18 protein-coding genes, 1 tRNA gene and 1 pseudogene are annotated in these 17,911 nt (G+C 54.8%); 9 read left to right on the top strand and 11 right to left on the bottom strand.

The genetic code is table 11. The features are described from left to right. Positions 1–19: 19 nt before the first annotated feature. Positions 20–583 (bottom strand): elongation factor P, encoded by a 564-nt coding sequence (gene efp / locus BM152_RS00515; protein ID WP_066603028.1) that lies wholly within the window; start codon positions 581–583, stop codon positions 20–22. A 225-nt stretch (positions 584–808) separates the two neighbouring features. On the opposite strand from efp, the gene BM152_RS00510 reads away from it, so the two are divergent. The 3 genes from BM152_RS00510 (at position 809) to BM152_RS00500 (ending at position 3,293) form a co-directional block, all read left to right on the top strand. Continuing rightward, positions 809–1,129 carry a DUF6280 family protein gene (locus BM152_RS00510; protein ID WP_066603020.1) on the top strand — a complete coding sequence of 107 codons (321 nt, stop codon included), beginning with the start codon at positions 809–811 and terminating at the stop codon, positions 1,127–1,129. A 108-nt stretch (positions 1,130–1,237) separates the two neighbouring features. Continuing rightward, positions 1,238–1,729, top strand: coding sequence for a cupin domain-containing protein (locus BM152_RS00505; RefSeq protein ID WP_066603017.1), 492 nt, complete (start codon positions 1,238–1,240; stop codon positions 1,727–1,729). A gap of 88 nt (positions 1,730–1,817) precedes the next feature. Next, positions 1,818–3,293 carry a cobyric acid synthase gene (locus BM152_RS00500; protein ID WP_066603013.1) on the top strand — a complete coding sequence of 492 codons (1,476 nt, stop codon included), beginning with the start codon at positions 1,818–1,820 and terminating at the stop codon, positions 3,291–3,293. On the opposite strand, the gene BM152_RS00495 is transcribed toward BM152_RS00500, so the two are convergent. From BM152_RS00495 to BM152_RS00485, 3 genes are all read right to left on the bottom strand, one after another. Next, on the bottom strand, positions 3,294–4,445 hold the full coding sequence (locus tag BM152_RS00495) for a hypothetical protein (protein WP_066603009.1): 1,152 nt from the start codon (positions 4,443–4,445) through the stop codon (positions 3,294–3,296). A 248-nt stretch (positions 4,446–4,693) separates the two neighbouring features. After that, entirely contained in the window at positions 4,694–6,094 is a 1,401-nt protein-coding gene (locus BM152_RS00490; RefSeq protein WP_066603006.1) for a TolC family outer membrane protein, read from the bottom strand. Positions 6,095–6,160: 66 nt separating this feature from the next. Next, on the bottom strand, positions 6,161–6,814 hold the full coding sequence (locus BM152_RS00485) for a protein-L-isoaspartate O-methyltransferase family protein (protein WP_066603005.1): 654 nt from the start codon (positions 6,812–6,814) through the stop codon (positions 6,161–6,163). 148 nt (positions 6,815–6,962) lie between these two features. On the opposite strand from BM152_RS00485, the gene BM152_RS00480 reads away from it, so the two are divergent. After that, a tRNA-Cys gene (locus BM152_RS00480) sits at positions 6,963–7,036 on the top strand. Positions 7,037–7,116: 80 nt separating this feature from the next. Here BM152_RS00480 and BM152_RS00475 read toward each other — a convergent pair. From BM152_RS00475 to BM152_RS00465, 3 genes are read right to left on the bottom strand one after another with little or no spacing between them, the layout of a single operon-like run. Continuing rightward, on the bottom strand, positions 7,117–8,112 hold the full coding sequence (locus BM152_RS00475; RefSeq protein ID WP_231730522.1) for a tyrosine-type recombinase/integrase: 996 nt from the start codon (positions 8,110–8,112) through the stop codon (positions 7,117–7,119). Between the two features lie 2 nt (positions 8,113–8,114). After that, positions 8,115–8,321 carry a hypothetical protein gene (locus BM152_RS00470; RefSeq protein ID WP_066602999.1) on the bottom strand — a complete coding sequence of 69 codons (207 nt, stop codon included), beginning with the start codon at positions 8,319–8,321 and terminating at the stop codon, positions 8,115–8,117. A 60-nt stretch (positions 8,322–8,381) separates the two neighbouring features. Then, complete coding sequence (locus BM152_RS00465; protein WP_074913888.1) at positions 8,382–8,591, bottom strand: helix-turn-helix domain-containing protein; 210 nt, start codon at positions 8,589–8,591, stop codon at positions 8,382–8,384. 111 nt (positions 8,592–8,702) lie between these two features. Between BM152_RS00465 and BM152_RS19680 the strand changes: the two genes are divergently transcribed. Both BM152_RS19680 and BM152_RS00455 read left to right on the top strand, forming a co-directional pair. Continuing rightward, positions 8,703–9,119, top strand: a complete 417-nt coding sequence (locus BM152_RS19680) for a helix-turn-helix domain-containing protein (RefSeq protein ID WP_066602992.1) — start codon at positions 8,703–8,705, stop codon at positions 9,117–9,119. Next, the gene (locus tag BM152_RS00455; RefSeq protein WP_066602989.1) at positions 9,116–9,403 is read left to right on the top strand and encodes a hypothetical protein; all 288 of its coding nucleotides are present in this window, start codon (positions 9,116–9,118) and stop codon (positions 9,401–9,403) included. The genes BM152_RS19680 and BM152_RS00455 overlap by 4 nt, the downstream gene beginning before the upstream one ends. 111 nt (positions 9,404–9,514) lie before the next feature. Here BM152_RS00455 and BM152_RS00450 read toward each other — a convergent pair. Further along, positions 9,515–9,724: pseudogene (locus BM152_RS00450) on the bottom strand (IS3 family transposase); the annotation flags it as partial. Between the two features lie 222 nt (positions 9,725–9,946). Here BM152_RS00450 and dcm point away from each other — a divergent pair. Genes dcm through BM152_RS00435 form a run of 3 tightly spaced genes read left to right on the top strand, consistent with a single transcriptional unit; the run spans position 9,947 to position 12,095 of the window. After that, positions 9,947–11,221 (top strand): DNA (cytosine-5-)-methyltransferase, encoded by a 1,275-nt coding sequence (gene dcm / locus BM152_RS00445; protein WP_231730515.1) that lies wholly within the window; start codon positions 9,947–9,949, stop codon positions 11,219–11,221. Next, on the top strand, positions 11,221–11,682 hold the full coding sequence (locus BM152_RS00440; protein WP_066602987.1) for a very short patch repair endonuclease: 462 nt from the start codon (positions 11,221–11,223) through the stop codon (positions 11,680–11,682). The genes dcm and BM152_RS00440 overlap by 1 nt, the downstream gene beginning before the upstream one ends. Before the next feature lie 11 nt (positions 11,683–11,693). Further along, entirely contained in the window at positions 11,694–12,095 is a 402-nt protein-coding gene (locus tag BM152_RS00435; RefSeq protein ID WP_066602984.1) for a hypothetical protein, read from the top strand. Between the two features lie 3 nt (positions 12,096–12,098). On the opposite strand, the gene BM152_RS00430 is transcribed toward BM152_RS00435, so the two are convergent. Genes BM152_RS00430 through BM152_RS00420 form a run of 3 tightly spaced genes read right to left on the bottom strand, consistent with a single transcriptional unit; the run spans position 12,099 to position 17,911 of the window. Next, positions 12,099–14,222, bottom strand: coding sequence for an AIPR family protein (locus BM152_RS00430; RefSeq protein ID WP_066602983.1), 2,124 nt, complete (start codon positions 14,220–14,222; stop codon positions 12,099–12,101). A 1-nt stretch (position 14,223) separates the two neighbouring features. Further along, a complete protein-coding gene (locus tag BM152_RS00425; RefSeq protein ID WP_066602982.1) occupies positions 14,224–15,168 on the bottom strand; it encodes a PD-(D/E)XK motif protein in 945 nt (314 codons plus the stop codon). Next, entirely contained in the window at positions 15,158–17,911 is a 2,754-nt protein-coding gene (locus BM152_RS00420; protein ID WP_066602979.1) for a Z1 domain-containing protein, read from the bottom strand. The genes BM152_RS00425 and BM152_RS00420 overlap by 11 nt, the downstream gene beginning before the upstream one ends.

Here is a 17,911-nt window from a genome sequence, read left to right as displayed (position 1 = left end):
TTGGCGCTGAGACAGGAGATCAAGCCCGCTCTGAATATTCCATAGTCTCTGTGTTCACCACGATGTCCTCGTCGGTTCCGACAAACGGCGGCACCATCACGCGCACACCGTTGTCGAGCACGGCAGGCTTGAAAGAGTTGGCAGCCGTCTGACCTTTGACGACCGGCTCGGTCTCCACAATCTTGCAGATCACCTTCTGCGGCAGGGTCGCGTTCAGCGCCTCTTCTTCGTAGAACTCGACCACGATGGTCATACCGTCCTGAAGGAAAGGACGACGCTCGCCCAGAATATCCGCCGGAATCGTGACCTGATCGAAGGTCTCCGTGTCCATGATGTTCAACAGGCCGTCGCTCTCGTAGAGAAACTGCATGTCTTTTTGTTCGAGACGCACACGCTCGACCTTGTCGGCAGAGCGGAAACGTTCGTTGAGTTTGCGGCCGTCACGCAGGTTTTTCAGCTCGACCTGAGCAAAAGCCCCCCCCTTGCCGGGTTTGACGTGATCGACTTTCACAGCGGCCCAGAGGCCCCCGTCATGCTCCAGCACATTGCCGGGGCGAATTTCGTTTCCGTTGATTTTGGGCATTTTACTAAACCGTGGCGTTTGGTTGAATTCGTCTTCCAGACCCCTATATCTTGACAGGTGTGGGCTGGCAAGGCGCTCTGAAGCGGTTGGGAACAGGACACGCACGCTCCCAGCTATGCGCCAGGCGCATAAAAGGTATGCGATTGCGTTGTATCCGAATCGTTACAAACCTGCCATAAGGGCCCGCACGCCGAAAAGACAAGAGCAATAATACAAGGATCACCCATGGCTGAGTTCGTGGACGGCACCGCTTTTAATCATGAGCAAGGAACACGTGCCCGCAAGCTGTTTGCGGCTGTTGTGTTGGCGGCTCTTGATGATGCGATCGCCGATGACAAAAAATATGGCAATGGCCCGGAACAGATCGCCCGTTGGGCGCGGTCTCGTGATGGCCGCGAAGTTTTGTCCTGTGCCGGTATCGACCCGTGTGAACGCGTTGTCGATGGCCTGATGGAATTCGTCTCCAAAGGTATTCGTACCTCTGTCGCACTCTCGCGCGAAGAAAGCGAACGCCGTCATGCACAGGAAGCGGCAGAAGCGGCATAACACCCGCCCCTGCTTTGTATTGAACAAGACGCGCCAAGCTGCTGGCGCGTCTTTTCTTTTGCGCGAATGCACGATCTCAAGCACAGTTCACAGTGAAGGAGATACTGCATGAGCAAAAAGATCGACACAGACACCGTCCCCGCAAAAATCGGCACGCTGTATCCCCCGCCGCATCACACCGCCACACGCGCCCGCATCAAAAAGGCACTGGGAGATCAGGCTGGGTTGACGCAATTCGGCGTGAACCTGACCGTCCTGCCACCGGATTGTTCCTCCGCCCTGCCCCACTGGCACGAGAAAGAAGACGAGTTCGTCTATATCATCTCGGGACATCCCGCCCTGGTCTATGGCGCGACGGAAGAACGCCTTGCCCCGGGTGACTGCGCGGGCTTCAAAGCGGGAGAAGAAATCGGCCACTGTCTGCGCAACGATACGGATTGCGATGTTGTGCTGCTCGAAATCGGATCGCGCAAAAATGGGGAGCGTGCTTTCTATCCCGGACTGGACCTCATGGTAGATACCGCAAAAGCGGACCTCTACTTCCACCTCGACGGCACACCCTACCCCGATCTTCACAGACGAGGCCCCGGCGAAGATTGACACGTTCCGATGTGAGTATTTTCACCATCAGAAAACCCCTTCCCTCTCCTTTGTGCCTCAAATACTCATGACACACAGGAGGATGCGCATGACCAAAGCGATCATGATACAAGGCACTGGGTCCAACGTCGGAAAGTCCATGCTGGTCGCTGGTATTTGCCGCGCTTTTACCAAGCGAGGGCTACGGGTTGCGCCCTTCAAGCCGCAGAACATGTCGAACAATGCCGCTGTCACCCAAGATGGCGGCGAGATCGGGCGGGCGCAGGCGCTACAGGCGCGGGCCTGTGGGCTTTCGGCGCATACGGATATGAACCCTGTGCTGCTCAAACCCGAAAGCGATCAAGGTGCGCAGGTCGTGGTGCAGGGCAAGCGCATGGGCACGTTGAAGGCCCGCGATTACGGGCGCGAGAAGCCCAACCTTCTGCCGAAAGTTCTGGAAAGTTTTCATCGCCTCGCGACCCGAGCCGATCTTGTGGTGATCGAGGGCGCTGGCAGTCCGGCGGAGACCAATTTGCGACAGGGCGACATTGCCAATATGGGCTTTGCCGAAGCGGCTGATGTGCCTGTGATCCTTGTCGGGGACATTGACCGCGGCGGCGTGATTGCCCAGATCGTCGGCTCGCACACCGTATTGTCACCTGCGGATCGCGCGCGCATTCGCGGCTTTGCGGTCAACAAATTTCGCGGTGATCCCAGCCTGTTCACAGAGGGTTCGAAAGAGATCGAAGCACGCACGGGTTGGGCCGATCTGGGCACCTTGCCGTGGTTTTCCCAAGCACATCTCCTACCCGCAGAAGATGTGATGGACATCGCCTCGCGTGGTTCCGGTGCAATCAAGATCGCCGTGCCGAGACTCTCCCGAATTGCGAATTTCGATGATCTCGACCCTCTGGCCGCAGAACCCGACGTAACCGTTCAAATTATCGAGCCGGGGCAGCCCCTCCCCGGTGACGCCGATCTGGTGCTGATCCCCGGCACGAAATCGACCATTGGCGATCTGGCCTTTTTCCGTGCGCAGGGATGGGACATTGACCTTCACGCCCATGTCCGGCGGGGCGGGCATGTTCAGGGCATTTGCGGCGGGTATCAGATGCTTGGCCAATGGATTGACGACCCGCAAGGGATCGAAGGCCCCGCGGGGCGGCACCGTGGCCTTGGCTATCTGGATGTCGAAACCGTCATGGGCGGCGACAAAAGGCTCGCGCAAGTGCGGGCGACGGATCACGGTTCGGGGCACACAGTCACGGCCTATGAAATCCATATCGGCCGCACCGAAGGGCCGGATATGGCGCGGGCATGGTTGAGCGTCGAAGGCCGACCTGAGGGGGCCGCCTCTCCGGACGGGCGCATTATGGGCTGTTACCTGCACGGGCTGTTCTCCGCAGATGCCTTCCGCGCCGCCTATCTGTCACGCTTTGGGGCGGGGCCTTCTACGCTACGTTTCGAGGCCAGCGTTGTGGACACGCTGGACCAGCTTGCGGATCATATCGCGGCCCATCTGGACCTCGACCGCCTCTATGCGCTCTCGTCAGACATATCTGTGGCAGCCCGATCTGCGGGGTGACTACTCGAATTCGCGCAGGGTCAGGGCGCGTTGCACTTCGCGGCGTACAAGGCGTCGGACATTGCGCGTGATGCGCTGACCTAATTCGCCCTGCAATTCTTCGCGGATCACTTGCGCCACAAGCTCGCGCAGCGCCTCTTCGTCGAGGATGTCCTCTTCGGCATAGCCCGCGAGCGCCAGTTCCTCTTCAAGGCTGGGGTCTGGATCGGGTGCCACGCCTTCGGCCTCTGTTGCCTCGCTCAGCTCAGCGTCATCCGCCTCAGCCACATCAGCTTGCGCGATCACAGTGTCGGTCTCGACATCAGCCGCCGCTGCCTCCTGCGCGGCCTCGAAAGAGGTTTCTTCAATCACTTCGGCATCATCAATCTGGTCCGAATTGTCGCGCGCCTGTGTCATCTCAACTCCATCTGCATCAAAAGGGGCTTGCGCGGCCTCTTCACGCGTCTCTTCGGACGTGGCCTCGGGCATCCCCTGAAAATGGAATACACGGGCGCCGGTTTCAGCAAAGGCACGCGGCATGACGCGCGGGATTTCGGCCTCCAGATCTTCCGACCCGTCCGGCTCCCACTCGGCGGCTTGCGCGCCAACGGCAGCCTCAAGTTCGGCGATGCGCTGTTCCAGAGACAGGCGTGCCACATGGGCGGCGGCGACCTCGTCCGGCGTGTCATCAAGTGCCGCGTTCCAGCTCTCGGTCTTCGGGGCCTCCTGCGCAACATCGCTCGACTCGGTCACGGCAGAGTGCAGTTCCTCGGAGACCAAAGCCTCAACGCTCACAGTCTTAACAGACGCAGGCTCATCTTTCGGCAGATGCACAGCCTGTTCCGGCGACAACACGAGAGGTGGCACGGGAGAGGCGTCCGCACGAGGGGCCTCCGGCTCGGCTTCTGATGTAGCTACTTCCGGTTTCTCCACCCGAAAATCAGGGGTCAGAACAAGAGCAGCGGGCGCGTCGGCTTCGGGTTCGGCTTCAGGGGCTGGCGCAGCGGCCTCTTCGGACAAGGCCTCCTTGTTCAGCGGCCATTTGAGTGTCAGCGGTGCTTGCTCGCGACATGCGCGCACTGGGTCATGCGGCTGAGAATGGGTCTCGGCCACCAAACGACGGATCGACGCCAATACATCGTCCGTATCAAGATTTGTCATCGGATCAGACATCCCGACTCCCTAAAGCCTTTCGCGAAAAACTTGAGTCCAAGTGGTTTGCGAAAGGCTCCCTACATAAATACTTTGCTCTGCGCGTCTCGCAACCCTGTGATCCGAGTCTCCTGCGAAACGCGTTCCTCAACACTCGTGATGGTAGCCAGCTTCGGCCTCACATACAACAAAGTGTTTTGTGTAAAATGAAAACCCCGCAGACCGACAGAGCGGCCCACGGGGCAAACAGAACAGGCTGAGAGCCAAGCTCAGTCTTTCATCAAGCCTTTGAGAACCCGATCCAGCTTCTCACCTTGCGGGCTGACATAGGTGGTCGGCGCATTTTTGACCGCATTGTAGTAGGCGCTCGGATCATAAACCGGCACGTCCAGTTTGAGCTGGTCGACGGTCAAGAGTCCCATGGATTGCAGCACAGAGAAAGCCTGTGTCTCGCGGGCGATCCGCGCCTGAATAGCCGACACTTGCGCGTCCAGCAGGTCTTGTTCCGCATCCAGCACATCAAGAGTGGTGGCCGCACCGAGATCGGCTTCTTCCTTCACCCCGTCATAGGCCACGCGCTGCGCTTTCACATAGGCGTTGGAGGCCTCTTCAGACGCCGCATAGACCGACAGCAAGGACCAGTTGGTGCGCACGGACTGCTCGACCTCACGCGTGGTTTGCAAAAGCTCCGCACGACTTGCATCCCGATCCGCGATGGCTTCGCGCACTTGAGACGCAATGCTGCCGCCGCTGTAGATCGTGCCGGACACGCCGACGCTCAGGGAGGTGTAATTATCCTCATAAGCCGAACTGTTTGTGTTATCCGTCACAGAATGCGAAATCGAAGCATCCACCGTCGGCAAGATGCTGCGCTCGGCCACTTCGACCGTGATATCATGGGCACGCACTTCATGCTGCAAGGCGACAATGCCCGGATGTTTCTGCTTGGCCAAGGTCACAGCCGCTTCGACACCGGACACCGGAAGTTTGATATTTGGCGGGCTGGACAGTTTTTCGGGATAGTGGCCAATCGCGACCTTGTAGGTCTCGCGGGCTGCCGCCAACTCCCCTTGTGCCGCGGCCAGTTCAGCACGCGTGGAGGCCAGTTGCGCCTCATATTGCGACACTTCGGTGCGGGTGATTTCCCCGACTTCAAACCGGTCTTGCGCCGCACGCAGGTTTTGCTGGTTCAGCCGCACCGCACTCTGGCGCAGGTTGAGAACCGCTTGAGCCTCGCGCACACCCATGTAGGCATCCACGGCATCGGCCAGAACAGTCTGTTCGATATTTACCAAAGCGGCGCGGGTGGCGAGCACAAATTCCTTTTGCACATCAACCGCGAGCTTGTTGCGCCCGAAGGTATACAGGTCCGCAGAGGCCACGAGGCTCAGCGTATTTGACCATTCGCCATAGGTATCTGCATCATAAATCGTTTTGCCACCGGAATAGCTATAAGACAGGCTCGGACGCAAAGCAGCCATCGCCTGCGACACACCCTCGTCCGTGGCCCGCAAAGTCGCACGGTTCTGCTCCAGAAGGCCGGAGGTCTTATAGGCCGACGCCAGCGCATCGCCGAGCGTTTCCGCCCAAGACGCCATAGGCACCGCGCCGATCCCCAGCGCCGCCACACCGGCGAACAGCGTTTTCTTGATTGAGTTGCTCTTGCTCATTGGCCGTATGCCCCTTTGTTTTCTTCGAACGCCGGGGCCTGCCCGGCCTGTCTCACGTTCGCGTTCTTAAAGCGCGAATTCCGCGCGTTTTTCAAATCCCGGAAGAACTGGCGCAGTCGCATTGAACGCCATGCGCCAGGTAATTTCGCCATCTATCTTGTAGCCAATACGCACGATGCCAAGGGCTCCGTCGATAAAAATAGCGCAGATGCGGCCTTTTTCCTTCACTTGCGACAGAATGTCCTCAGGCATTTCCTCAACACCGCCTTGCAGGATCACGACATCATAGGGGCCGTGCTGCGGCTCTCCCTTGGCAATCGGTCCTGTTTCGAGGATCACATTGTCCGAACCGTTGGCGACCAGAGCCTTGGCGGCCTCTTCGGCCAGTGCCTCGTCTTCTTCAACCGCCACAACCGCCTGCGCCATGCGCGCGATCACCGCCGAAGAATATCCAAGCCCGCATCCCAGATCGAGCACAAGCTCGTCATTCTCGATGTTGAGCACATCCAACATCTTCGCCAAAATCCGGGGATCCAGCACCACGCGGCCATTGCCGAGATCGACATGATCCCCGACATAAGCCGCCGCACGTTTTTCTTCCGGCACGAAATTCTCGCGCGGCACGGTCAACATGGCTTCGATAATGGGGAATTTGGTCACATCGGATGGACGAACCTGTGTATCGACCATTGTGGTGCGGAGCTGGGTGAAGTCTGGCATGGGCTGAACTCTTTCGTTCAAGGGCATCTCTCGCGTCGTTTTGCCATAAGCCTGCGGCAGGAGCAATATATCAATGCATCTGCGAATTCGCACAAAAGGCGGGTTGCACCGCTTTCAAGCTTGGTATAGATAGCGGCACACCATTTCAGGCGAGTTGGCGGAGTGGTGACGCAGCGGATTGCAAATCCGTGTACACCGGTTCGATTCCGGTACTCGCCTCCAATAAAATCAACGACTTATCATTTTTCGCGCTCATAGGGTATCACCTTCAGTATCAGATTCGCGTTCTGTTCTCGTTCTGTTCATTTGCGCTTCGCCGCCGCTTGACGGGCTTGCATGATTTGCCGAGCTTCCCCCGCATATTTCGCAATCATTGCTTTAGTAGTGTGCCCACTATAGCTCGCAATTTCATCATCGGTGCAGCCCGCCCATGCCAAATCCATCACCCCGCGATAACGCAAAGCATGCTGGTCAAAGTCCACAAGGCCAAGGCGCTTGCGTTCGGCCAGCATGATCCTTGCCATTGAATAATAGCTCATGGCGGAACCATCGGGACGGGTCAGAATGTGCCTAGACGGGTCAGGCTCAAAGCCCAGAGACGCCCTAGCTTGGTCAAGGGCCGCCTTGAGATTGTCCGTGCATGGAAGCTGCAAAACCTTGCCCGTTTTGTTCTGCGTCAATTTGAGCATTTCCCCGTCATAGTCGCCCCACGTAAAGCCCACCCAATCGCCCGGCCTTTGAACACTTCCCAGACCGATCTCAAAGATAAGGCGGGGCAAGGGCTTACCCTCTTCGCGCATCTTATCGACAGCCCAATCAGGCCAAGGTATGTGAGGTTTCTTGCGGTCATCGGGGACCTTGAAGGGCTCAATGCCGATTGCGGGATTGTCAATGCGCCAGCGCTTGCGGATCGCCAACTTCGACAGCATTCTGATTGCGATCGGGATGTAGTTTGCGAAATTCACGTTGTGACGGTGTTTTTCCATCGCGTCATAGATATCGGCTTGGGTCAGCTTTGAAACGTCCACATGACCGATCTTTTTCTTGAGGTATTCAAATACCGCCTCAAGATCATCTCTGTATCGTGGAGCGAAACCGGCCCATTTATCTGTCCTTTTAAAGGCGTCGATCAGAGCGGCCCAAGAAGTTTTGGTCACAGCTCGTTTGCCGCTCCGAATTTCCCAATACTCGCGGTCAAAATCCGCCGTTCCCTCTTGTGCCATTATCCGGAAGTATTTGCCCTTGATCCGAACGTACCAGCGCCCAGAGGGGTGCCGCCAGAGGTATTTCTTGCGCATCGTCACCAGCTCACCCCCTCCATGCCGCGCGCAGCTTCACCGCGCGCGATGGCCTGTAATTGTTCCACATCCCAACGCTCATAGCCGCCGATTTTCGTGGGCCTGGGCAGGACGCCCTCCTCCACCAACCCTCTAAACTCAGAAGGCTTCAAATCCAGAAGCGCTGCGGCCTTTCTATCACTGGCAAAAAGTGGATTGAGACGTTTCATTTTTCGCTTATCCTCCGCCCCCAACCGGACTTCACGGCCAGCACTTGCCCCGAAAAGATGTCAATACTTGGAGACATCAGCACTATCCTCCGATTTGGGCGCCACAGTATTGCGCTCAAAAAATTCCGTGATGGCTTCTGCTGGAACCAGATTACGATTAAAAATCCGCACATGCCTAAGCTCATGCGCAGCGATTAACTGGCGGACACGCCGCACAGACAGCGACATGCGTGCAGCCGCCTCTTTCGGGCTCAACAGGTCTTGAGACATATCTTGCTCCAATGTGTTATCTTCTATAGCATAAGGGCAAAATACGGCAAAATATGCCGAAAACCCTATACTTGTGTCATATATTGCACTTTTGAGCAAAAAAGAGGGCCAATGTCAAGCGATTGGAGCGAAATAGGCGACCGTATGCGACGCATAAGAAACCAAGCAGGACAAACACAACACGAGTTTGCCGAGACCCTTGGCACATCTCCACGCTCATACAAGGCCTATGAAAAGGGCAGTCGAGAGGTACCAACGTCCATCGTACTGCGTCTCTGTGAAATAAGTGCGGTGAGCCCTAGTTGGATCTTGCTTGGGCAAACTGACCGACCACTCTCTTCCACTATTGAGGCCGTCCGAGACTCTCTTGATGCAGGTATCGAGTTGTTGCGCACTTCAGCAGATGATCGATCATCAGAAACCTGGACAAACTACCTGACACTCTTGGTCAAGCTTACTCTCGACCATGACCACAGCATTAGCGTTGAGGACGCGAAAGAAATCCTGAAAATAGGAGACAACAAATGACCCCCCAAAGTGACACCATGAAAATTGCGCCTAGAGATTTCGACCTTTTCCAACCCGAACAGGCTGTGGAAAAATGGCTTACTAAAAAGACACTCCCGGTCCGACGCCTAGCGATTAGATTTGGCAATGTAGCTTTCCTCTTCGCCATGGTTTGCGCAATGTTTTTTGTGTCCGACACCTTGTTCCCAGAATATCAAATCGCTGCATTTACAAGCGTCTGCACTCTTTTGGCCTTTAGTCTTACCTTAGACGCACTCAGCCGCAAACTCTTGAAGCTTCATTGACTGAATTCCTCACAAGTCTTATTCGATTGTGTCCACTCATTGTCGCCCTCATACGTTGCAGTTACGTCGACCTGAACCGCGCCGGGTTTGCCGGAGGCTGATTTGTCTTAGTTACGCGGCCATGTCTGATCTTTCCAGAGCTGCATAGAAGTTTGCCTCTGCTTCGGCTGGCGGGATATTCCCGATGGGCTCTAGCAGACGGCGGTTGTTGAACCAATCGACCCACTCTAGGGTGGCATATTCGACGGCTTCAAAGCTGCGCCATGGGCCACGACGGAGAATGACCTCGGCTTTGAACAGGCCGTTGATCGTTCCGGCTAGCTTTGTCTTGGTCGCCAATAGAATAATCATTTAATGTTGTCGGCGGCTAGAGGGGCCTACTTGTCGGCGGCAAGCCTATCCTGCATTAGTCCTTGTTAAGAGCACAAGTATGGCGGACCGCCACGTTTGCCAAAAATCAGCGTTGCGAAGCAATTAGATTGTGAGTTCTTCGGAGTCTCCTCTATACACCGACCCAAAGGCCAAAAACGATTGAGCTAACTATTGAAAGTCATCCCCGAGATAAACCGTAAACTCGCTGAGGCGCGTAAAAGGCTGGGTGTAGACCATCACGTGATGGCGACGCTTTTGGGCCTTGGGCCTGAAGGAGCGGAAAAGGTGAAGCTGTGGGAGCACGGCAAAGGAGGGAAAATCACCCCCACCAAGCAAAAGGCTATTGAAGGCCTGCCTATCAAAATACCCTACAAGGATACCTGCAAGAAACCTGCGTTCAGGTTCATTGATCTCTTTGCCGGGATAGGGGGGATACGTCTCCCGTTCCAAGAAGCTGGCGGAAGGTGTGTCTTCACCGCCGAAATCGACAAGCATAGCAAGATCACCTACGCAGCCAATTTCGGGGAAGTGCCCGAAAAAGATGGCGACATAACCAAGTTCGCCTCTTCGGAAATCCCAAGGCACGATGTGCTTCTCGCAGGTTTTCCCTGTCAGGCTTTTTCACAGGCTGGGAAAAAGCAGGGTTTTTTCGACACCCGTGGCACGATGTTTTTCGAGATCCAACGCATTTTGGCTATGCATCACCCGAAAGCGTTTTTACTTGAGAACGTCAAACAACTGAAGGGACATGACAAGCAGCGCACCCTAAAAACGATTATGGCAATCCTTCGTGGCGAGGCTTCTGTCGAAATTCCTGAGGACGTTCATTTGTCCAAGGAGGCTCGCGCAAGTCTGGGAACAAAACTCAACTACGATGTCGATTTTGAAGTGCTCAGGGCGCGTGATTTTGGGGTGCCCCAGATCCGTGAGCGCATTTACATCGTGGGTATCCGTCGCGACAAGGACGCACCGTCCAATCACGTGCGGATCAAGGAGATGTTCCACAGGGTCAATGAAAATTACCGCTCGAAGGTACCTCTAAAAGATATTCTTATTGATGATCCCGAACGCACTCTGGACTTCACCATCTCGGACAAGCTCTGGACTGGACACAAAGAGCGCAAAAAGCGAAACCGAGCTAATGGCAAAGGGTTCGGTTACAGCCTTTTTGACCACAGGTCTGAGTATTGCAGCACAATGAGTGCTCGCTACTACAAGGACGGCAGCGAAATCCTCATTGATCAGTCAGACTTGGGGCGCAATCCACGCAAACTCCTTCCCGAAGAAGCACGCGCCTTGCAAGGATTCCCCGAAGAATTCGTGATCGACCAAGTCGGAAAACCTCAACTTTACAAGCAGTTCGGGAATTCTGTTGCGGTTCCTGTGATCCGAGCGATAGCAAGCGAGATGCTTAAAGAGGCCAACATACGGACAAGGAAAACCTGATGGTCGACATCGTCTCTTCAGAGGTGCGTAGTCGAATGATGTCAGGCATAAAAGGCAAGGACACGAAGCCGGAAATCCTGATAAGACAACTATTACATCGTGCCGGCTACAGATTCAGGCTTCATCGGAAAGACCTCCCTGGTCGACCAGATATTGTCCTAACTCGCTACAACGCAGTGCTATTCGTAAATGGTTGTTTCTGGCATGGGCACGAGGACTGCAATCTTTTCCGCCTCCCGAAATCGCGCCCGGAATTCTGGGAAAAGAAAATTTTCGACAATCGGGCACGGGACCACCGAAAACAAATAGAACTCATTGAACTCGGCTGGCGGGTTGGTGTCGTCTGGGAGTGCGCATTGAAAGGCAAAAACGCATTAGATCACGATAGCATTTTGAGATGCCTTGAAGAGTTTATTCGCAGAGACAGCCCGTTTTACGAACTGCGTGGAACGCATCAGTAGAGGAGACAGACATGGGGACCGTTTTCGAGGACATGCTGGCGGACAACGATCGGATTCTTGTGACCGTTCCGACGGATGCCAAGGTTATTACCTTCAGCAACAGTGGAAGGGGCGGCAAACGGAACTGGTTTGCCATGACAACAGATCAGCTAAGAGGCTGCCTTGAAGACATGCTTGAGGACTTGGGCGCTTTCCCGGCTATTTATGAGGAAAAGTTGTGGAGGGAGTTGTTCAAGGCCCATCTGACCGAAGATGTGGCGCGAACCATGGGAGCCGTGCAGACGCTGCCACTTTTCGAGGTTCTAGCAAAAGTGATCCACTACTCTAACAGTTCCGGCCCCAGATCGTTCAAGACGATCAACCTAGAGCCGAATGCCGTGCGGCAGGCTATTGCCATGCTCGAGCGCGCTTAAGGCCTATTCGCCCGCCTCTAGGGCCATGTGCGTGTAGCCCAACCCCTTAAGTTTCTCAAGGCACCTCAGCGCCGTTTTTGCCTGGTGCGCAGACGGAATTTTCGATGGGATCGCGGCGCAGATCGACAGAACCCTGTCATCCATGGGCGAAAGGGCCTTTTTGTTGGCCCCCCAGTTCAGAACGTCCTGCCAGAAATCAGCGCCGACTTCGATTACCCAGCTTTCGCCGATCAAATCCTTCGTCAAGTCACTGTCCGCCCGCGCCTCCTGCGCTACCGAACGGACATATTCAGGATCCACGAGCGCGTCCAGAAACTCTTCGGGATACTCTAGCTCACGCTCTTTGAGAGCCTTCCAACAGGCCTCTTTCTTTGCCCATTCTCCGATGTGCCGCATGCCTGCCACCGGGTTCAGGATCACCTCCTGTGCCTCGCAACACGCGATATCAAGCGCTGCTTCGAGGCTAGCCAGATTTCGTTGCAGTCTCCAGACACGATCGAGATCGATCGCCTTGTTCATCTCAGTTACATCTGAAACCACTTTCGCAATGCCGTATGTAACAATGTTCGCGCGGTAGCCGCCCTCGTACCACGTTTCGGCGGCAGCGGAGACAAGTTTTTCTGTGGCACGGAAGACAATTGCCTTTGAAACTAGACGTTTGTACCAGGTTTCATCAAAGGAAACTCCGTCCTTGCCCCATCTTGTCCCAATACTCTTGGCGAAGTTCGCAAAGTTCTTCTGTGCGCCAAGGCTGACAATATGGGGTTCGCACCGGAACGAGTTTTCGTATTTTGCGAGATCTGTCTTAGTGAAGAACCCTGAACGCGGGTAGGTCCCGTCAAATTTCTTCCGCTCAGCAGGAGTCTTGTTTCCTCGCGCGTCCGCATATTGGCCACGGGCTCGTTCATAGAACCACTTTGTATCCTGGAACCCGTTTTCCCCAGCTGGCGCATAGATTTTGCGAGAGAACTCCTCCATTCGGATATGGAACGGGTGGTTAGAAAAGAAATCAGCGGCATTCACCTTATTCTGGGTGTTGGCGTATTCTGAAATCTTGGGGACAACGTCTTCAGCTACCTCCTTCGGAACGATGTTGAGTTTCATCTGGACGTAGACGTTTTTCAGCTGCTCGGACGCTGTCTTCATCGCGGCGTGGAGGGAGGCCGTCGTCTGGCCACCGTTTACGATCTGCAGGTTTTCAACGCTTGACAGAACAAGGCCGTCATCTGTCTTGGAAATGGTCACAGCATCTGCTGTCGCGGTGATCCCATTGTTGTAAGGTAGGAACATGTGCGGTTCCTTGACGATCGTGTCTCGGATGCCTCGGTTCACATTGCCCCGCGCCTGAAGGAAAGAGCGCACATTCGATTCAAGAAGGCGAGCACCCCATTTATTGTAGATGTTTGCCAGCTGGTCGCCATTGATGACAGCTAAATAGCTTTCCAGAGCGGCATCGCCACCAAATGCCTTCAGGATAGGGATGCTACCGCCAAAGTCCTTTTCGAGGTCGATTACCAGATCCTCTCGGGCTTGGCCCTGTTCCACATATTTCCGAAGCCGCTTCAAGTCCCAAACGTTGTAAGTGACACTCTTGCCGTCGACCTCCCCCGCGGAATAGGCATCAGCCTTTGTCGTGGTGGACGCAGTCGTGGCTATGATCAATTTTATTTTTTCGATTTGCGACCACTTGCGCCAAATAAGGTCACACAGGATCGCACCGTCACTGGTCTCCTCGATCGCGTCGCGGAACTCTTCGCTTCTTGCCGCACGCAAGAATTCTACAAGCTTCCCGAACAAGATCTTAATGTCAGCCACGCCCATAGAGCGGACCGTGTCACTATATCGGAAATCCACTAGGATCAGGCTCAAGGTGCTGTCTTCGTTCTCGGTCCCGATACTGTAGCCGGTAACAGCTATCGATTTGGTGAGCGTTTTGGCATCCTCTTTGCGACGGCGCTTCCACTCCCCCTCGTGCCTGCTCCAAGATGGCGTATCGATTTCGCCAGCCTCGTTCAGCATGTCGCCGACCAGTTCGAAAAAGCTCTCCTCCTGAAGAGCCCCTTCTGATGTCGCAGTTCCCATAATGTCGGTCTGGAACTGTTGGTGGAATTCCTCAAGTCCATCCATATCAGGTCTTCCCCGCTAAAATATCCGGTTCCAATTCTGTGTTAAAATGTGCGCATTCTGCCAAGTCGATTGCATAGGTGACGTTGTGGACGCCGCTGGTAAGGGGGGGAGTGATGCGCGGGAAGCCGTCGGCAACTACGAAAGTTCGGCAGGTACCGACAATCCAGCGACGCTTCTCGTAGTCGTGGACGCGTTCATACCCGACAGCTTCAAGGCGCTCCTCGAGAACGTTGAGGCAGTCCGGATAGTCCTCGAACAGTGCAACAGTATTTTCTACATGGCCATGTAGATTGTCGCCTTCCGGAATAACGGCGCTATCCACGTCATACACCCGAAGGAATAGCTGTCGTCCGGTTACATCAGAGAGCTGGTCCTCCGAGGAGATCCTGACATATGGCTTGGCTGCGCCTCTTCGCGCTTTCACCTCTATGCAGGCTGCGGGAAACTCGAAGTCCTTTGCTGCGCCCTCCGGTCCGGTCCAACCCTCTATCGCAGTCTCTGGCGAAACGTGTGTTGCGACTTCACGAAGGAACGCCAGCTCGCCAACCAGCCCGCGCTGCTCCTCTTTGCTGAGACCCTGAGAAGATCCTCCTTTGAGCAGAAAATGCCATCGGCGCGTTCGCCTGACGACACGGTCCAGCGCGGCTGACTGGTCTGGCGCACTTTCAGCCGCTTCGACAATATCGCGGCAAAGGGTTTCAAAAATCTCGCGGTGCGCACTATCGAGAAGCGATATGACAAGGGCTCTCCCATTGATTGTTCTGAAACGCACTTCGATGTTCTTGAGCGCAGGAAGATCGGAGGCCATCTCTGTTTCGGGCTTGAGGCCCATCAACAGTGCAGGGGCCTTATTCTCGACCGTCGCCCAGAAGAAGTCATGCTTTCCGTGCGCATTTACGCGCCTCATGTTTCCTTCTCTGAGGCCTTTCCACGGGTCATCGCTCATCAGCGTCCTCCTCGTCCTCATCGATATCAGGCTCGCCAAAGAGCTCACGCTGTTTGGTGGTGTTTATGATGTATTCAACCTTTTCGTCCGCAGTCGCGGAGCTGGGAAAGCTGATGGCCCAGGCAACAACGGGTTTGTCAGGGAAGTCCTTGTGGCTTGCGATGTGCTTGTTCTCCGGTTCCTTTATCTCGACCAAATAGAGAGCAATCAGGGGGCGGCGCTCTGCAAGTCGGTATATCTTACCGGGATAGTTAACCTTCGAACCTACAGGAATATTCTTATGCTTGCGGTAGTCAGCTTCAACCTGTAGTGCCATTTCCTCCGATAGGCCGAGCCTTTCAACGCCTCGGGAGGAAACGCGCATCTTGGAGCCGCCAATTGACATAAATCCACGCTCCAGATCAAAAGCACCGATTTTCCGTGTAATTGGGATAATTGGCCAACCGAGTGAGGTGTCCAAATCGCCCTTTTTCAAAGAGGCGATATGAACATCCCATTCAGCGAGTTCATCATCCTTACGTTTGCGAATGTATTGCCTTATCGGGTCGATCTGGGTTGTGATGCTCTCCTCCGCATTTACCCATGCGAGAAGGAAATCGTCGATGATCTCGACAGGAACAGCCTTTAACAAGTATCCGCCCCTAACGGTTTCAGCCTTTTCTGGAGAATAACCTTCCTCTTGAAGCCGTGTGATGAATGCGCCCGCAGCATTCCTGTTTTTTTGGAGATCCTCGCCATTCGAGGTCAATCTCGCTGTCTCAACAAAGTTGGAGGACAGGCCTACCGCCACCGTCTTTTTACCGGATCCTAGCTTGTTCCGCGCGGTGACCATTAGTGCCGAAGGGTGGCTTTTGACGGCCAAACCGAACTGCTTTGGTGTTGCCTTTGCGCTCTCCATGAGACGCAGCTCCTGATGCAGTTCCTCCGTTGCATCCGCGATGTGGGCGTACCAAGACACAGCTTCACGGGGCATCCAGATTCGGCACAAATCATCATAGCCCATGCGGTATCCGAACCAGCGGCCCATTTGCATAAGCGTGTCGTACATCATGGTGTTACGGAGGAACCAAGTGGTTGTCAGCCCTTCAAGAGTGAGGCCTCGGGAAAGTGAGAAGCCTCCAACAGCAATCACCGTGACGCCCTGCTTGCCGGACGAGGAATAGTCGAGGTCGTTTCGTGCGCTGTTGACTTCAACAACCTTCGCCGATGCGACAGCGCTATGAAGGGCTGCGCGCACTGCAGACCAATCAAAGCCGCTGAATGAAAATTCATCATTCCAGACCCTTTTGAGCGCCGCGATCTCTGGGTCGCGGTCCGCCGCGTCTCCGTTTGCGCCGTTTACACGAAGCGAATTCTGGATACTGTCGAGCACGTCATGAAGGCGAATGCGCAAAAGCCCTTGCACGCGTGTAAACCGGCTCGCATTAACTAGCATGGAGGCATGCTTGTCAGCTTGACCTCGCAAGTTACGGATCGCCCTCGCAATCAGAAACGCGCGGAGTGCGTCATTCAGAGATGGTGGCAACTCGTTGAGCTCGTGGTCGATCTTGTGCTTTAGCGGCAGGATGTCTTCGTTATCGTCGATGTAGCGGATAAATTTCGGTTCGGTGTCGTCATCCGGAATGCCCTCTATGAAAACTCGCTTGCCTCCGAAGTAGTTCGATGGTGCGTCCAGTCCGATAATAAAATCACGAGGGAAAAGATCTTCGCCCCACATGTCGTCTTCCTGATCGGGGTCGATGAAAATGTTTGCGAACGGAGTGGCCGTGTAGCCCACATAGCTGCTACGGTGGAACAGGCCGAGCAATTCGCGGATCTGGCGATTGATTCTCGTGACTTCTTCCTTTCCGTACTTCGTGTTGATCGATGCGTTGTCTGCTTCATCATCAATAAGTAGCATCGGCTGACTAATCATTTCCTCATCGCCGTGTGAGCTGTTCTCTTTTAGCCAATCGATCAGGTTCCCCAAAGTGCTGTAGTTCTTTTTGATCACCAGGACGACTGGAACTTTGTAAGAGTCAATCTGGCTCTTGTTGGTTGTCGCGACGGCTTTTTTGAAGTCGTCGATCGTCGTAGTAAGGCTGACAGGTACATTGCGATCATCTGACAAGCCGACGCCGACACGCTTGTTGCTCTTACCGGCTTTGGACATTCTGCCCGTATCACGACCAATGAAGCCCTCGTCGATACGTTGTTGTGTCTGGTTACGAAGATTGTTGTGAATACCTGCGATCACGATGATCAGTCTGTATCCGGCGTCTGCAGCCTTGCAGATCAGACCGGTGTAGTTTGCGGTTTTCCCGCTCTGAACGTGGCCGACAACCATCCCCTTTGAGTCAAAGGGGCTGTCTTGTCGCGGATTACCCATCCTGCCGAGTGTTTTGTCGGTGATATCGTCGAGCTTAATTACGACATCCTTCGGCAAACCGGTCCGGATCAGATGCTCGCGGTAACGTTTCCAATAGAACGGATCGATGTTCTGTTTGGCTTCGTCTAGCCAAGGTTCGAAATCATCGCTGGTCACAACCGCCCCGAGGCCCATGCTGATGCCGTTACGTTCCTCGAACTCCCGCGCCAGAAATTCCTCCTGTTCGGACGACACCGACTCGTATCCCATTGCAGGCATGACCGAGTTCAGCGTCTTAATCAGAGCACGCAGTTCATCTGCTGTTTTTTTATCAGAACCGACAATGGCTTGCGAAACCTGGGCATCCAGAAATTCGTAATTGCTCACTTCGCTCAT

Origin of the sequence: Celeribacter halophilus (assembly GCF_900114135.1) — a bacterium.
Taxonomy (GTDB): Bacteria; Pseudomonadota; Alphaproteobacteria; order Rhodobacterales; family Rhodobacteraceae; genus Celeribacter; species Celeribacter halophilus.
Note: the sequence above shows the minus strand (reverse complement) of the source record. Positions and strands in the feature narration are given on the sequence as shown.

Coding starts and splice junctions, on each gene's coding strand:
- efp (WP_066603028.1), bottom strand. CDS start 583: ATGCCCAAAATCAACGGAAACGAAATTCGCCCCGGCAATGTGCTGGAG.
- BM152_RS19680 (WP_066602992.1), top strand. CDS start 8,703: ATGTCAAGCGATTGGAGCGAAATAGGCGACCGTATGCGACGCATAAGA.
- BM152_RS00470 (WP_066602999.1), bottom strand. CDS start 8,321: ATGAAACGTCTCAATCCACTTTTTGCCAGTGATAGAAAGGCCGCAGCG.
- BM152_RS00495 (WP_066603009.1), bottom strand. CDS start 4,445: ATGTCTGATCCGATGACAAATCTTGATACGGACGATGTATTGGCGTCG.
- BM152_RS00510 (WP_066603020.1), top strand. CDS start 809: ATGGCTGAGTTCGTGGACGGCACCGCTTTTAATCATGAGCAAGGAACA.
- BM152_RS00485 (WP_066603005.1), bottom strand. CDS start 6,814: ATGCCAGACTTCACCCAGCTCCGCACCACAATGGTCGATACACAGGTT.
- BM152_RS00440 (WP_066602987.1), top strand. CDS start 11,221: ATGGTCGACATCGTCTCTTCAGAGGTGCGTAGTCGAATGATGTCAGGC.
- BM152_RS00435 (WP_066602984.1), top strand. CDS start 11,694: ATGGGGACCGTTTTCGAGGACATGCTGGCGGACAACGATCGGATTCTT.
- BM152_RS00420 (WP_066602979.1), bottom strand. CDS start 17,911: ATGAGCGAAGTGAGCAATTACGAATTTCTGGATGCCCAGGTTTCGCAA.
- BM152_RS00500 (WP_066603013.1), top strand. CDS start 1,818: ATGACCAAAGCGATCATGATACAAGGCACTGGGTCCAACGTCGGAAAG.
- BM152_RS00425 (WP_066602982.1), bottom strand. CDS start 15,168: ATGAGCGATGACCCGTGGAAAGGCCTCAGAGAAGGAAACATGAGGCGC.
- BM152_RS00455 (WP_066602989.1), top strand. CDS start 9,116: ATGACCCCCCAAAGTGACACCATGAAAATTGCGCCTAGAGATTTCGAC.
- BM152_RS00475 (WP_231730522.1), bottom strand. CDS start 8,112: ATGCGCAAGAAATACCTCTGGCGGCACCCCTCTGGGCGCTGGTACGTT.
- BM152_RS00490 (WP_066603006.1), bottom strand. CDS start 6,094: ATGAGCAAGAGCAACTCAATCAAGAAAACGCTGTTCGCCGGTGTGGCG.
- BM152_RS00465 (WP_074913888.1), bottom strand. CDS start 8,591: ATGTCTCAAGACCTGTTGAGCCCGAAAGAGGCGGCTGCACGCATGTCG.
- BM152_RS00505 (WP_066603017.1), top strand. CDS start 1,238: ATGAGCAAAAAGATCGACACAGACACCGTCCCCGCAAAAATCGGCACG.
- BM152_RS00430 (WP_066602983.1), bottom strand. CDS start 14,222: ATGGATGGACTTGAGGAATTCCACCAACAGTTCCAGACCGACATTATG.